Raw genomic sequence first — 12,670 nt, 5'->3', positions numbered from 1 at the left:
CGAACACGCGCGTTTGCGGGCGAATCGCCGTGGGGATGGATCTCGTGCCATGACGCACATCACCCTCGACGACGGCAGCGTGCTCCGGGTCGCCACGACGGCCGACACCCTCCTGCAGGCGCTCGGCGGCGGGAGCGGGAAGGTCGGGGTGCAGGACGGCGACACGTGGGAGTGGCGCTGGGTCCCGGTCGCGTCCATCCGCGCGATCGACGGCCGCCCGTGGCTCGGTCGCCGCTCGCTCACGCCGCGCTGAGCAGCGCCCAGATCGTCGCCGCGGTCTCGCGCTCCTCGCCGCGCCGCGTGACCTGCTGCCACGTGAAGCGCTGGTTGCGGATGCCGGCGCGGGTGAGCGCCGCGTCGCGGCGGCGGTCGGCGATCGCGGCGGTGACGGTGCCGTGCGTGGCCATCCCGTCGGTCTCGACCGCGACCCGCTGCTCCGGCCAGAAGAAGTCGAGCGTGTAGTCGCCGAAGCGCGCGTTCACCTTCGGCCGCGGGATGCCATGGCGCGCGCAGAGCTCGAGGAACCGTCGCTCGAGCTCCTGGTTCGTCGGGGCGCCGTCGAAGTGCGCGACGGCCCGTGCGAGCTTCCGCGCGCCCGGTCGCCCACGCATCTCGGCTTGCACGGTGGCGAGGTCGAAGATCCGCTGACGCTCCGCTCCCTCGACCGCCCGGTCCACGATCCGCTGCGGGGCGGTCGCGGCGAGGTCGACGAGCGTCCGCGCCGGCGTCGTGACCGGGATCCCGTCCACCACCGTGCGCGGGACAGTCGTCGAGCGATGCACGATGAACCCGTCGCGCCGCTTCGCGGTGCCCCGGCCGGGCGACGTCACGTGGATGAGGCTCCCGCCACCCTCCAACATCCCGTGCAGCTCGGCGGCGGTCCGGTGACTCGCCGCCGAGCCAGGTCCCGCGGCGAGTGCGGCGGCGATGATGCGCCCTCGCGGCGTCACGAACGGATGACCGACGGCGTAGATGCCACGGTGAACGGGGTGGAGTGAGCGCCCCAGGCGCTTCCCCACGACCTGCCGCGAGAACCCCGCGTCCAGGATCTGCCACCGCGCGACGACCCCGTGCTGCCGCGCCGCCTTCGCTGCCAGCCACCATTCGAGCGCACTCGACACACTTTCGACTCCCATGCGGGGTCGAAGGTGTGCCGGGTTGGAGGTTCGCCCCTAGGTGATGGAGAGGTGGGGCGGGTCCGCGCCCGCGCGGGTGCAGGTGAGCGCCGCGACGCGGACGGCGAACGCCGTGGCCTCGTGGAGCGCCGCGGCATCCGTGAGGTCGGCGCGGCCGCGGCCGTGCGCGTGCCACCAGGCGAGGAACGCGCCCGCGAACGCGTCGCCCGCGCCGATGGTGTCGACGACCTCGATCGGGGGCGCCGGGACCGCCACCGTGTCGTGGAGCGTCACGATCTCGGCGCCGTCGCCACCGAGCGTCACGAGGCCGACCACGCCCGAGCCGCGGGCCAGGAGCCGCCGCATCGCGTCTGCCGGCGCCTCGGCAGGCAGCAGCCACGCCAGGTCCTCCGCGCTCGCCTTCACGACGTCCGCGCGCGCGAGCACCCGATCCAGCCGCGCGCGGTACGCGGCCTCGTCGCTCACCGTGGACGGCCGCACGTTGGGGTCGAGGAGCACGACCGTGTCGTCGCCCGCGCGCGCGACGAGCTCCTCCAGCACGCGCGCCATCGGCTCCAGCACGAGCCCGAGCGTCCCGACGCACAGCGCGGCGACGTCCGGCGGCAGAGCGGCGGAGGTGAGCCCGGGTGCGGACGTCCCGTTGAAGTAGAAGCGGTAGGCCGCCGCGCCGTCGCCGTCGAGCTCGGCCAGCGCGAGGGTGGTGGGATCGTCGGTCGGCACGACTGCGCCGAGCGCGACCCCGTCGGCCTCCAGCGCCGCCCGCAGCGCGACCCCGAACCGGTCGCTCGACAGCCGCCCGAGGTAGGCGGCCGGGCCGCCGAGGCGCGCGACCGTCCGCGCGACGTTGAACGGCCCGCCGCCGAGGTGGGGGACCAGCGCGCCGTCGTCGCCGCGGGGCACGAGATCCACCAGCGCCTCGCCCGCCACGACGATGGGGCCGCGCGCGGGGGAGGAGGGGGGAGCGGGGTCCATCGCGCCGGCCATGATGCCTTCCGGGTCGCTCACAGGTATTGTGGTAGCGCTATCAGAATGGGTCGAACGGTACCGACACACGCGGCGGGAGGGAAGAGGTGAGCGGCGAGGCCCGCGCCCGCGGCGGCTACGCCCGCACGCTCGCCGTGCCCGGCGCCCGCCGGCTCCTGATCTCCTCCATCGTCGGGCGCCTCCCGCTCGGGATGACGCTCGCGATCCTCCTGCTCGTCCACGACGAGACGGACAGCTTCGCGGACGCGGGCGCCGTCGTCGCCGCGTTCGGCATCGCGGCGTCGCTCGCCGGCCCGCTGCTCGGGCGCGCGGTGGATCGCCACGGCCAGACGAAGGTCCTGCTCACCGCCGCCGTCGCGGACGCGGTCGCGCTTGCCGCGCTGCCGGTCGCGACCGCGCTCGACGCCGGCACGCTCGCGTACGTCGCGCTGGGCGCCGCCACGGGCGCGCTGCTGCCGCCGATCGCGCCGTGCCTGCGCAGCCTGTGGCCCGAGATCGCGCCCGACGCCGAGGCGGCCGAGGCCGCGTTCGCGCTCGACGCGACCGTCCAGGAGGTGATCTGGATGACCGGCCCGCTGCTCGTCGGCGGGCTCGTCGCCATCGTCAGCCCGGCCGCCGCGGTGCTCGCGATGGCCGTCGTCACGGTCGCCGGCACCGCGTGGTTCGCCGCCGCGCCCCTGTCGCGCGGGTGGCAGGGCCACGGCAGGACGCGCGGCCGCGACCGTAGCGGCGTCCTGTCGCAGGGGATGCTCGTCGTGCTCGCCGCCGGCTTCGGCAGCGGCATGAGCATGGGGACGCTCGAGGTCGGGCTGCCCGGCCTGGCGGAGGAGCTCGACGCCGAGAGCGCCACCGGCGCGCTCCTCGCGATGGCCAGCACCGGCTCGCTGATCGGCGGCCTCGCGTATGGCGCGCGCACGTGGAGGGCCAGCGTCCAGCGCCGGTTCGCCACGCTCCTCGCGACCGGCGGGCTGCTCATGCTCGCGCTCACCACGCCGACGACCGTCCTGGCCGCGCTCGCGCTCGCCGCGCTCTCCAGCCTCGCCTGGGCGCCGTCGCTGAGCTGCGGCTACACGCTCGTCGGTCGCCTCGCGCCCCGCCACGCGGTCGCGGAGGCCTTCACCTGGAGCGGCGCGGCCATCGGCGGCGGCATCGCCGCGGGCGTCGCGCTCGGCGGCGTCCTGGTCGAGCACGCCGGCGCCGACGCCGCGTTCGCGCTCGGCGCCGCCACCGCGCTCGCCGCCTCCCTGATCGCCTTCGCCGGACGACTGCCCACCCTGACCCCCGCAGGAGAACCCGCCCGCCCATGACGCTCACGCCCGACCAGCTCTGCGCCACGAACTTCAGCTACCTGCGGTGCACGCTCGACCGCTGGCTCGACGACATGACCCAGCTCGGCGTCCGCAACGTCGAGCTGTGGGGCGTGTCGCCCCACCTCTACGTGGAAGACACCACGCCCGCGCAGGTGGAGCAGATCCGCCGCAAGCTCTCCGAGCGCGAGCTCCATCTGACCTGCTTCTGCCCCGAGCAGGTCATGTACCCGATCAACATCGCGGCGGCCGACCCGACCCTCCGCGAGCGCTCGATCGACTACTTCCACAAGTGCGCCGACGTCGCCGCCGCGCTCGAGGCCCCGATCCTCTTCCTCACCTCCGGCTGGAACACGCTGGGCGAGGACCTGGAGGCCGCGTGGGAGCGCTCGCGCGACGCGCTCGGCGACATCACGGCGAAGGCCGAGGCGCTCGGGCTCACGTGCGTCCTCGAAGCGCTCCAGCCCGTCGAGTCGCACATCGTCACCACGTCAGCGGACATCGCGCGGATGCGCGCGGAGGTGCAGGCGCCCAACCTGAAGGTCGCCCTCGACACCGGCGCGATGGTCGCGGCCGGCGAGACGATCGCCGACTACACGAGCAAGGGCGACCTGCACCACGTGCACTTCGTCGACGGGAACCCGACCGGCCACCTCGCGTGGGGCGACGGCACGCTCCCCCTCGCCGACTACCTCCGCGACCTCGCGGCCGCCGACTACTCCGGCTTCCTCAGCCTGGAGACGATCAGCGACCGCTACTGGCTCGACCCGCTCCCGCCGGTCAAGCAGTCCTTCGAGACCATCACGAAGGCGATGGAGGAGGCGCGCACGACGAGCGCACCATGAGCCGCGTGGGCACGCGGACGACGTCGCTCGCCGGCGGCGCGTCCGCGTCCCCGTCGAGCGCCAGCACCAGCCGGCGCATCGCCTCCGCGCCGAGGCGCTCGGTGTCCTGCAGCACGACGGTCAGCTCCGGCGACGCCCAGTCGAGGTCGTCGAAGCCGAGCAGCGAGAGGTCGTCGGGCACGCGCAGGCCCAGCGCCTGCGTCGCCCGCAGCGTGCCGACGGTGATCGACGCCTCCGAGGTCAGCACGGCCGTCGGCGACCACGAGGACAGCAGCGCCGACGCCGCGCCGAAGACCGCGTCGGCGTGGTAGTCGCCGACGCGCAGCAGCTCCGGCCGGAACGGCACGCCCGCCTCTTCCAGACCGGCGCGGAAGCCGCGGTAGCGCTCGACCGCCGACGACTTGTCGAGCGGGGAGGAGAGGTAGGCGATCTCGCGGTGCCCGAGGCCGAGCACGTGGCGCGTCGCGTTCAGCGCCCCCGCGTAGTTGTCGGACACGATGCAGGCGCCGGGGACGCCGTCGACCACGCGGTCGACGGTCACCACCGGGATGTGCCGCGCGACCTCGAGCAGCGCCGCGTTCGCGCCCGCCGCCGGCGTGACGATCAGCCCGTCCACGCGCCGCGACGCGAACGCGCGGATCAGCGCGTCCTCGGTCGCTGGCAGCTCGTCCGAGTTCCCCACGAGCGTCAGGTACCCGCGCGCGTGCGCGGCGTTCTGCACGGCGCGCGCGACGCTCGTGAAGAACGGGACCTGGATGTCGGAGACCACCACGCCGATCACCTGCGTCCTGCCGGTCGTCAGCGAGCGCGCGTTGAGGTTGGGCGCGAACCCGAGCCGCGCGACCACGTCGAGCACGTGCGAGCGCGTCGCCGCGCCGACCGCGCCGGGCGAGTTCAGCGCGCGGGAGACGGTCGCCTTCGAGACGCCCGCCTCCCGCGCGACGTCGGCGATCGTGACGCGGCGCGCGGGGGAGGCGGGGGACGGCTCAGCGGCCACCGGCCAGCGCCTCCGACACGTTCTCGCCCCGCCGCTGCATGAGCCACACGGCGCCCGCGACGCCCGCCGCGACGATCACGAACATGATCGTCGAGATCGCGTTCACCGCCGGCGACACGCCGAACCGGACGTCGTTGAACACGGCCATCGGCCACGTCTCGGACTCGCCCGACGCGGTGAAGACGCTCAGCACGTAGTCGTCGAACGACATCGTGAACGTCAGCAGCGCGCCCGCGATGATCGCCGGCGCCAGCCGCGGCAGCGTGATCTGCAGGAACGTCCGCAGCGGCGGCGCGCCGAGGTCGAACGACGCCTCCTCGAGCTGCGCGCCCATCGACGTGAAGCGCGCCCGCACGATCAGCACGACGATCGCGCTCGACCACACGACGTGCGCGAGCAGGATCGTCTTCCACGACAGCTCCGGGAAGAGCCCGACGTTGTCGTGCGCCTGCACGAAGAAGATCCGCGACGCGACCGCGATGACGATCTCCGGCACGACCAGCGTGAGGAAGATCAGCGCGCTGAACGGCACGCGCCACCGCGAGCGCGTCCGGCCGAGCGCCAGCGCGGCCGCGGTCCCGAGGATCGTCGCGCACACCGCGTTGAGCGCCGCGATCTTCAGCGACAGCTCGAGCGCGTTGACGTAGCGCGGGGTCTCGAACGCCTCGGTGAACCACTTCGCGCTGAAGCCGGTCCAGTTCGACACGTCGCTGTTCGCGTTGAACGCGTAGACGATCACGACGGCGATCGGGGCGTAGAGGAAGGCCAGCACGGCGACCCCCCAGCCCGACATCAGGCGCTTGCGCGTGCGCTCGTCATGCACCGTACTGCTCCTCCTTCATCGCCGAGACGACGTAGATCACGACGAACACGGCGAGCACGACCATCAGCACCAGCGACAGCGCGGAGCCGAACGGCCAGTTCGACGCGCCGATGAACTGCCCCTGGATGACGTTCCCCACGAAGAGGAACCGGCCGCCGCCGAGCATCTGCGGGATCACGTACTCGCCGCACATCGGGATGAAGACGAGCAGCGTCCCGCTCAGCAGGCCGGGCCGGGTGAGGGGGAACGTGATCTCCTTGAACGCCTTCCACGGCGTAGCGCCCAGGTCCTTCGCGCCGTCCACGAGCGACCAGTCCATCCGCTCGAGCGACGCGTAGACCGGCAGCACGAACAGCGGCAGGTAGCCGTAGACGAGGCCGATCAGGACGGCCTTCCACGTGTAGAGGATGTCCAGCCCGAGGGGTCCCGCGATGCCGCCGTCGCCGTCCAGGATCAGCTTCCACGCGAACGTCCGGATCAGGAACGACGTCCAGAACGGGACGATCACCAGCAGCAGGACGAGCGTCTTGCGGCGGCTGCTCACGTGCCGCGCCATCCAGTACGCGAGCGGGAACCCGACCAGCACCGTCGCCAACGTCCCGCCCGCGGCGATCAGCACCGTCTGGCCGATCACGCGCAGGTACAGGTTGTCGAAGACGGCGCTGAACTGCTCGGTGTGGAAGCCGTAGACGATCTGGTCGCCCGCGAACGAGTCGGACTGCCGCGCGAACGCGAACGTCACGAGGATCGCCAGCGGCGCGACGAACAGCAGCAGGTAGTAGCCCAGCAGCGGCGACGCGAGCCAGGCCGGGTAGCGGGGCGCGAAGCCCCGCGTTCCCGCGGACCGGCGCAGGCTCATCGCGTGGCGCGGAACTTCTCGTACGCCTGCTGGCGCAGGTTCAGCACCTTCGGCGTCGGCGAGATGATGAACTTGTAGTTCGCCAGCTTCGCCTCGGGCACGTTGACGAGCGGGTTGTCGCGGAACTCCTTGGCCTCCGGCAGCTCCCACGTCTTCGCGTTCGCCGTCGGGTAGCCGGTGAACTTCATCTCGGCCATCGCGACCTGCGGATCCATCAGGTGGTTGAGCCACGCGTGCGCGGCGACCGGGTGCGGCGCCTCGGCGGGGATGCACCAGCTGTCGGCCCAGCGCTCGGCGGGGCCGTCGGGCGCGACCGACGTGAGCTTGTCGTTGGCCTCAGCCATCTGGATGAGATCGCCGCTCCAGCCCTGGCCCATGATGATCTTGCCGGCCTCCGCGTCGGCCTTGTAGGTCGAGGCGTCGAGCGTCTTGATGTGCTTGGCCAGCGGCTCGAGGAACTTGACCGCCTTGTCGTAGTCGGCGGGGTCCTCGGAGTCGGGGTCGAGGCCGAGGGAGATCATCACGCCGCCGATGATCAGCGTCGTGCCCTCGAGCATGTTCGTGCGGCCCTTGGACGAGTACTTCGGCAGCAGCTCGAAGAACTCGGCCCACGTCTTGGGCTGCTCGGTGAGGACGTCGTTGCGGTAGAAGAACCCGGTGAAGCCCCAGTTCTTGACGATGGAGAACTTGTTCCCCTTGTCGTAGGCCTGGTCCATCCACTGCGGCTGCATGTTCGCGATGTTCGGCAGCAGCTTCTTGTCGAGCTCGTAGAGGTGCCCGGCCTGGCCGAGCGCGGCGATCGAGTTCTGGCCCGGGACGATGATGTCGTAGTTGCCGCCGCCGGCCTTGACCTTCGCCTCCATCTCGTCGGAGGACGCGTAGTACGTCTCCTTGACGGTGACGCCGGCGTTGGCCTTCTCGAAGCCCTTGATCGTCTTCGGATCGAGATACTCGGAGAAGTTGTAGATCAGCAGGTCCTTCTCGATCGGCTTGCCGGCGAGCTTGGACGCGGTGTCGCTCGCCGCTGCCGCGCCGCCGCCGCTCGACCCGCCGTCGCTGCCGCCGCAGCCCGCGAGGGCGAGGAGGCCGAGACCACCGAGGCCGAGGGCCTGGCGGCGGTTGAGGCGGACGCCCTCGTCGGCCGCGGCGCGCTGCGCGAGGCGGGCGAGGCGGTCCATGCGGGGCTTGAGGGCGGCGGGAGCGAGCAGGCGCAGCTCGCCCTGGTTGGGCTTGTCCATCGTGGGGTTCCTCCTCCTCGGTGTGGGTCAGGCGGCGAGGACGACCGGGGCCGCCTCGGACCAGCAGAGGGCGACCTGGTCGCCCGGAGCGATGTCGTCGATGTCCGCGTCGGTGCCGGCGCGGGGGACGACGGCGGTGAGCGGGGTGCCATCGTCGAGCTTCGTCACGAGCTGGATCGCGCTGCCGAGCTGCAGGCGCGTGGTGACGGTGGCGTCGACGCGGTTGGCGGGGGCGTCGCCCGGCGTCACGATCCGGATCTTCTCCGGCCGGATGCCGAGCTTCACCGCGGCGCCCGCGTTCGGCCGGTAGCCGTTCACCCGCGCCGCCAGGTCGGCCGCGCCGGTCTGCACCCGCGCGACGTCGCCGTCGACGCCGCGGACCGTGCCGTCGAGCAGGTTCATCTCGCCGATGAACTTCGCGACGAACGTCGTGGCGGGCTTGTCGTAGATCGTCTCGGGCGCGTCGAGCTGCTCGATCCGCCCGTCGCACATCACCGCGATGCGGTCGCTCATCGACATCGCCTCGCTCTGGTCGTGCGTGACGTACACGAACGTGATGCCGACCTCCTGCTGGATGCGCTTGAGCTCGACCTGCATCTCCTTGCGGAGCTTGAGGTCGAGCGCGCCGAGCGGCTCGTCGAGGAGCAGCACGCGCGGCTGCATCACGAGGGCGCGGGCGAGCGCGACGCGCTGCTGCTGGCCGCCGGAGAGCTCGCGGGGCTTGCGCGCGCCCTTGTCGCGCAGGTGCACGAGCTCGAGCGCCTCCGCGGCCTTGGCGCGCCGGGTCGTCTTGTCGATCCCGCGCTGCTTGAGGCCGTACGCGACGTTGTCGAGCACGGACATGTGGGGGAACAGCGCGTAGTGCTGGAAGACGGTGTTGACGTCGCGCCGGTAGGGAGGAACGCCGACCGCGTCCTCGCCGCCGATGAGGATCTCGCCGCACGTGGGCTGCTCGAACCCGGCGATCATGCGCAGCGACGTCGTCTTGCCGCAGCCCGACGACCCGAGGAGCGAGAGGAACTCGCCCTGGTGGATCTGCAGGTCGAGGCTGTCGACCGCGGTCACCTCGCCGAAGCGCTTGGTGACGCCGCGGAACTCCACGTCGACCGCGCCGGCGACCGCCTGCGCGGAGGGACGGGTGGTCGCGCCTGCAGGCGCGCTCGCGCCGCCGCGCGCCGTCACGGCCGTCGCGTCGTCGCCGCCGCGTGATCCCACGTCGTTGCTCGCCGAATTGCCCACGTAGCGGGCTCACCTCCTCGTGGCCGCCGCGTGCCGCGGCGGGCCGGTCTCCTGGTGCGAAACCGGTTGCTGCAACCGGTTTCGGAGCGGCACCGTAACAGCGCCTTCACCGGACCGCAAGCGAAATTGATAGCGCTCTCAGAGAGCGCTATCAGTCACGGCGTGTCGCCGCTCTTGACCGGGGCGCCGCAGGAGGCGCGGACGATCAGGCGGGCGGGGAGCCGGACCTTGCGCGGCGGCGCGTCGTCGCCGGCGAGGCGGGCGAGGAGGAGGCGGCCGGCCTCCTGGCCGATCTCGAAGACGGGCTGGGCGACCGCGGTGACCGGCGGGTCGACGAGCGGCATCCACTCGGCGTCGTCGAAGCCGACGAGCGCCACGTCCTCGGGGATGCGCAGTCCGAGGTCCCGGGCGGCGTGCAGGACGCCCTCGGTCATGTAGTTCTCGGTCGCGAAGACGGCGTCGGGCCGGTCGGGGCGGCCGAGCAGGCGGAGCGCCGCGGCGTGCGCGTCGTCGCGGGTGAACGGGCCGCGCTCGATCAGGTCGTCCTCGACGGGGAGGCCGGCGCGCTTGAGCTCGGCGCGGTAGCCGCGCAGGCGGGCGCTGGTGGACGAGATCGTCGAGGGCGCGCAGACCACGCCGATGCGGCGGTGGCCGAGCCCGACGAGGTGGCGCACCGCGAGCGCCGACGCCGCCGCGTTGTCGACCGCGACCGAGTCCACGTCGAGGCCGCGCACGGTGCGGTCGAACACGACCAGCGGCTTCTCGGGCTTCTGCAGGGCCTGCTCGCCGCTGCTCACCGCGGGCGCCACGACGAGCCCGTCGACGCGGGAGCGCAGCGCTTCGACCGAGCGGGCTTCGCGTGCCGCGTCCTCATCGGAGTTGGCGAGCAGGAGCGTGTAGCCCTCGCGCTCGAGCGTGTCGGCCAGGCCGCGCGAGACCGTCGCGAAGAACGGGTTCTCGATGTCGCCGATGACGAGCCCGACGCTCTTGGTGGAGCCCGACGCCAGCGCACGAGCGACGTCGTTCTGGCGGTACCCGAGCTCCCGCGCCGCCGCCTCGACCTTCTCGCGCGACTTCGCGCCGACGTAGCCGTAGCCGCCGAGCGCCCGCGCGGCGGTGGCGAACGACACGCCCGCCCGCGCCGCGACGTCGCTGACGGTGGGGGTCGCGCTCTTGCCGGCCATCTGCGGCCGCAACCCTACCGGCGCTGCCGGACCCCCGCTGACGGGGCGGCGCAACTTCCACGGCGTCACCGGTCGCCGGGCGGGTGGGGAGTTGTGCCGCGTGACACGGCACAACTTCCATGGCGTCGACGCGCGAGGGACGGTTGGGAAGTTGCGCCGGCGGGCGATGCCGCATGAGCCCGGTGTGGTAGCGCTATCACAATCGTGGTACGGTGCCGCCCATGCTGGAGGAGACCACCGTCAACGGCGCCGCGCCTGCCGCTGCGGCGCCGGCCCCCGCGGCCGCGCACGGCGACGCCGCGCGGTACGCCTCGATCAGCCTGTGGCTGGAGCAGGCCGGGGACCTGACGCCGCGCGCGCCGCTGCCGGGCCCGATCGACGTCGACGTCGCGATCGTCGGCGCGGGGTTCACCGGGCTGTGGTCCGCCTACTACCTGAAGAAGGCCGACCCGTCGCTGCGCATCGCGGTGCTGGAGAAGGACGTCGCCGCGTACGGCGCCTCCGGCCGCAACGGCGGCTGGTGCTACGGCCACCTCAACGGCTCGCTGGAGCGGTACGCGGCGGAGTCGTCGCGGGAGCTCACGATCGCCATGAAGAAGGAGAACGAGCGGACCGTCGACCTGATCGGCGAGACGCTCGCGGCGGAGGGGATCGACGCCGGGTTCGTCAAGAGCGGGACGATGATCCTCGCGCGCACCTATGACCAGGCGAAGGGCCTCAGGGCCTCGCTCGACCACGACCGCGCGTGGGAGTTCGGCGAGGACACGCACCGGTGGCTGAGCGCCGATGAGGTGCACGCGCGGGTGCCAGGGCTGAACAAGGACGTGCTCGGCGCGAAGTACGAGACGCAGTGCGCGCGCGTCCAGCCGGCGAAGCTCGCCCGCGGCCTGGCCGAGGTCGTCGAGCGGCTCGGCGTGACGATCTACGAGCAGACCACCGTCACGGCCATCGAGAAGGGCCGCGTGCGGACCGACCGTGGCGACGTCTCCGCCGAGGTCGTCGTGCGCGGCACCGAGGGCTACACGGTCCACATCCCGACCGAGGGCCGGCAGATCCAACCGATCACCTCGCAGGTCATCGCCACCGAGCCGCTCCCGCCCGAGGTGTGGGCGGAGCTCGGCTGGGAGGGGCGGGAGCTGATGGCGGACGCGGTCCACCTCGGCATGTACTGCCAGCGCACGACCGACGACCGGATCGCGATGGGCGGCCGCGGCGGGTTCCAGCCGCGCAGCCGCGGCCTCGACGAGGACGAGATCCGCGATCCCTCGATCTTCGAAGCTCTGCGGAAGGCGCTGCACGACCTGCTGCCCGCGACCCGCGACGCCAAGCTCACCCACGCGTGGGGCGGCGTCTGGGGCGCCAACCGCGACTGGGCGCCGACCGTCAGCTACGACCGCGCGCGCGGCGTGGCGGCCGCCGGCGGCTACGGCGACGGCGTCTGCGCCTCGAACTTCGCGGCCCGCACGATCACCGACCTGGTGCTCGGGCGCGACAGCGAGCTCGTCACGTACCCGTGGGTCGGCAAGCGCTCGCCCAGCTGGCCGCCCGACCCGCTCCCCCGCATCGGCGCCCGCGCCATGCACACCGCCTACGGGCTCGTCGACCGGGCCGCCGCCCGCAGCGGCCGCGCGCCGCGGTGGTCGGCGCTCGTCGACCGCATCTCCAAGCTCGACCAGAAGTAGAGGACCCCGCATGAACACCCCGCACGGCCCCGCGCTGGTGGCCAACCCCGACCTGCTCACGCTCGAGCTCACCACGCCGCACGAGCTCGACGACGTCCGCGAGGGCGACCCGCGCGCGCACCTGTGCGAGCTGTACGCCGACGACGTCGTCGAGAGCGGCGTCTGGGAGGTCACGCCCGGCGAGTTCGCCGGCGACAAGATCGGCGCGAGCGAGATCATGCTCGTCCTCAAGGGCGAGGCGACCATCACGTCCGAGGACGGCACCGCGATCGAGCTGCGGCCCGGCGTCTCGTTCGTCACCCCCGACGGGTGGCGCGGCCGGTGGCACGTGCGCGAGACCGTGCGCAAGATGTACGTGATCTGGAAGCACTAACGG

The 12,670-nt window shown here is 72.8% G+C and carries 13 protein-coding genes; 5 read left to right on the top strand and 8 right to left on the bottom strand.

All coding sequences use genetic code 11. From position 1 onward, the window contains the following. The first annotated feature begins 49 nt into the window (after nucleotides 1–49). A complete protein-coding gene (locus AC1UE5_RS04175) occupies nucleotides 50–253 on the top strand; it encodes a hypothetical protein (RefSeq protein WP_482920820.1) in 204 nt (67 codons plus the stop codon). On the opposite strand, the gene AC1UE5_RS04170 is transcribed toward AC1UE5_RS04175, so the two are convergent. Beyond that, complete coding sequence (locus AC1UE5_RS04170; RefSeq protein ID WP_482920819.1) at nucleotides 240–1,136, bottom strand: type IV toxin-antitoxin system AbiEi family antitoxin; 897 nt, start codon at nucleotides 1,134–1,136, stop codon at nucleotides 240–242. The genes AC1UE5_RS04175 and AC1UE5_RS04170 overlap by 14 nt on opposite strands. Before the next feature lie 36 nt (nucleotides 1,137–1,172). Further along, nucleotides 1,173–2,141: a carbohydrate kinase family protein gene (locus AC1UE5_RS04165; RefSeq protein ID WP_482920818.1), complete on the bottom strand. Its 969-nt coding sequence runs from the start codon at nucleotides 2,139–2,141 to the stop codon at nucleotides 1,173–1,175. Between the two features lie 65 nt (nucleotides 2,142–2,206). Between AC1UE5_RS04165 and AC1UE5_RS04160 the strand changes: the two genes are divergently transcribed. Together AC1UE5_RS04160 and AC1UE5_RS04155 are read left to right on the top strand one after the other, a co-directional pair. Continuing rightward, a complete protein-coding gene (locus AC1UE5_RS04160) occupies nucleotides 2,207–3,427 on the top strand; it encodes an MFS transporter (RefSeq protein WP_482920817.1) in 1,221 nt (406 codons plus the stop codon). Next, nucleotides 3,424–4,272: a sugar phosphate isomerase/epimerase family protein gene (locus AC1UE5_RS04155; RefSeq protein WP_482920816.1), complete on the top strand. Its 849-nt coding sequence runs from the start codon at nucleotides 3,424–3,426 to the stop codon at nucleotides 4,270–4,272. Before AC1UE5_RS04160 ends, AC1UE5_RS04155 begins: the two co-directional genes overlap by 4 nt. On the opposite strand, the gene AC1UE5_RS04150 is transcribed toward AC1UE5_RS04155, so the two are convergent. From AC1UE5_RS04150 to AC1UE5_RS04125, 6 genes are all read right to left on the bottom strand, one after another. Further along, complete coding sequence (locus tag AC1UE5_RS04150) at nucleotides 4,229–5,269, bottom strand: LacI family DNA-binding transcriptional regulator (protein WP_482920815.1); 1,041 nt, start codon at nucleotides 5,267–5,269, stop codon at nucleotides 4,229–4,231. The genes AC1UE5_RS04155 and AC1UE5_RS04150 overlap by 44 nt on opposite strands. After that, nucleotides 5,259–6,092, bottom strand: a complete 834-nt coding sequence (locus AC1UE5_RS04145; protein ID WP_482920814.1) for an ABC transporter permease — start codon at nucleotides 6,090–6,092, stop codon at nucleotides 5,259–5,261. The genes AC1UE5_RS04150 and AC1UE5_RS04145 overlap by 11 nt, the downstream gene beginning before the upstream one ends. Then, nucleotides 6,085–6,951, bottom strand: a complete 867-nt coding sequence (locus AC1UE5_RS04140; RefSeq protein WP_482920813.1) for an ABC transporter permease — start codon at nucleotides 6,949–6,951, stop codon at nucleotides 6,085–6,087. Before AC1UE5_RS04140 ends, AC1UE5_RS04145 begins: the two co-directional genes overlap by 8 nt. Then, a complete protein-coding gene (locus tag AC1UE5_RS04135; RefSeq protein WP_482920812.1) occupies nucleotides 6,948–8,189 on the bottom strand; it encodes an ABC transporter substrate-binding protein in 1,242 nt (413 codons plus the stop codon). Before AC1UE5_RS04135 ends, AC1UE5_RS04140 begins: the two co-directional genes overlap by 4 nt. Nucleotides 8,190–8,216: 27 nt before the next feature. Then, nucleotides 8,217–9,290: an ABC transporter ATP-binding protein gene (locus AC1UE5_RS04130; RefSeq protein ID WP_482921480.1), complete on the bottom strand. Its 1,074-nt coding sequence runs from the start codon at nucleotides 9,288–9,290 to the stop codon at nucleotides 8,217–8,219. 293 nt (nucleotides 9,291–9,583) lie between these two features. Further along, complete coding sequence (locus AC1UE5_RS04125) at nucleotides 9,584–10,612, bottom strand: LacI family DNA-binding transcriptional regulator (protein ID WP_482920811.1); 1,029 nt, start codon at nucleotides 10,610–10,612, stop codon at nucleotides 9,584–9,586. Between the two features lie 221 nt (nucleotides 10,613–10,833). On the opposite strand from AC1UE5_RS04125, the gene AC1UE5_RS04120 reads away from it, so the two are divergent. Together AC1UE5_RS04120 and AC1UE5_RS04115 are read left to right on the top strand one after the other, a co-directional pair. Further along, nucleotides 10,834–12,294 carry an NAD(P)/FAD-dependent oxidoreductase gene (locus tag AC1UE5_RS04120; RefSeq protein WP_482920810.1) on the top strand — a complete coding sequence of 487 codons (1,461 nt, stop codon included), beginning with the start codon at nucleotides 10,834–10,836 and terminating at the stop codon, nucleotides 12,292–12,294. Nucleotides 12,295–12,304: 10 nt separating this feature from the next. Continuing rightward, nucleotides 12,305–12,667 carry a cupin domain-containing protein gene (locus tag AC1UE5_RS04115; protein WP_482920809.1) on the top strand — a complete coding sequence of 121 codons (363 nt, stop codon included), beginning with the start codon at nucleotides 12,305–12,307 and terminating at the stop codon, nucleotides 12,665–12,667. Nucleotides 12,668–12,670 lie beyond the last annotated feature (3 nt).

This window comes from Parviterribacter multiflagellatus (assembly GCF_056863265.1).
This window is presented reverse-complemented; position numbering and strand designations above follow the sequence as displayed.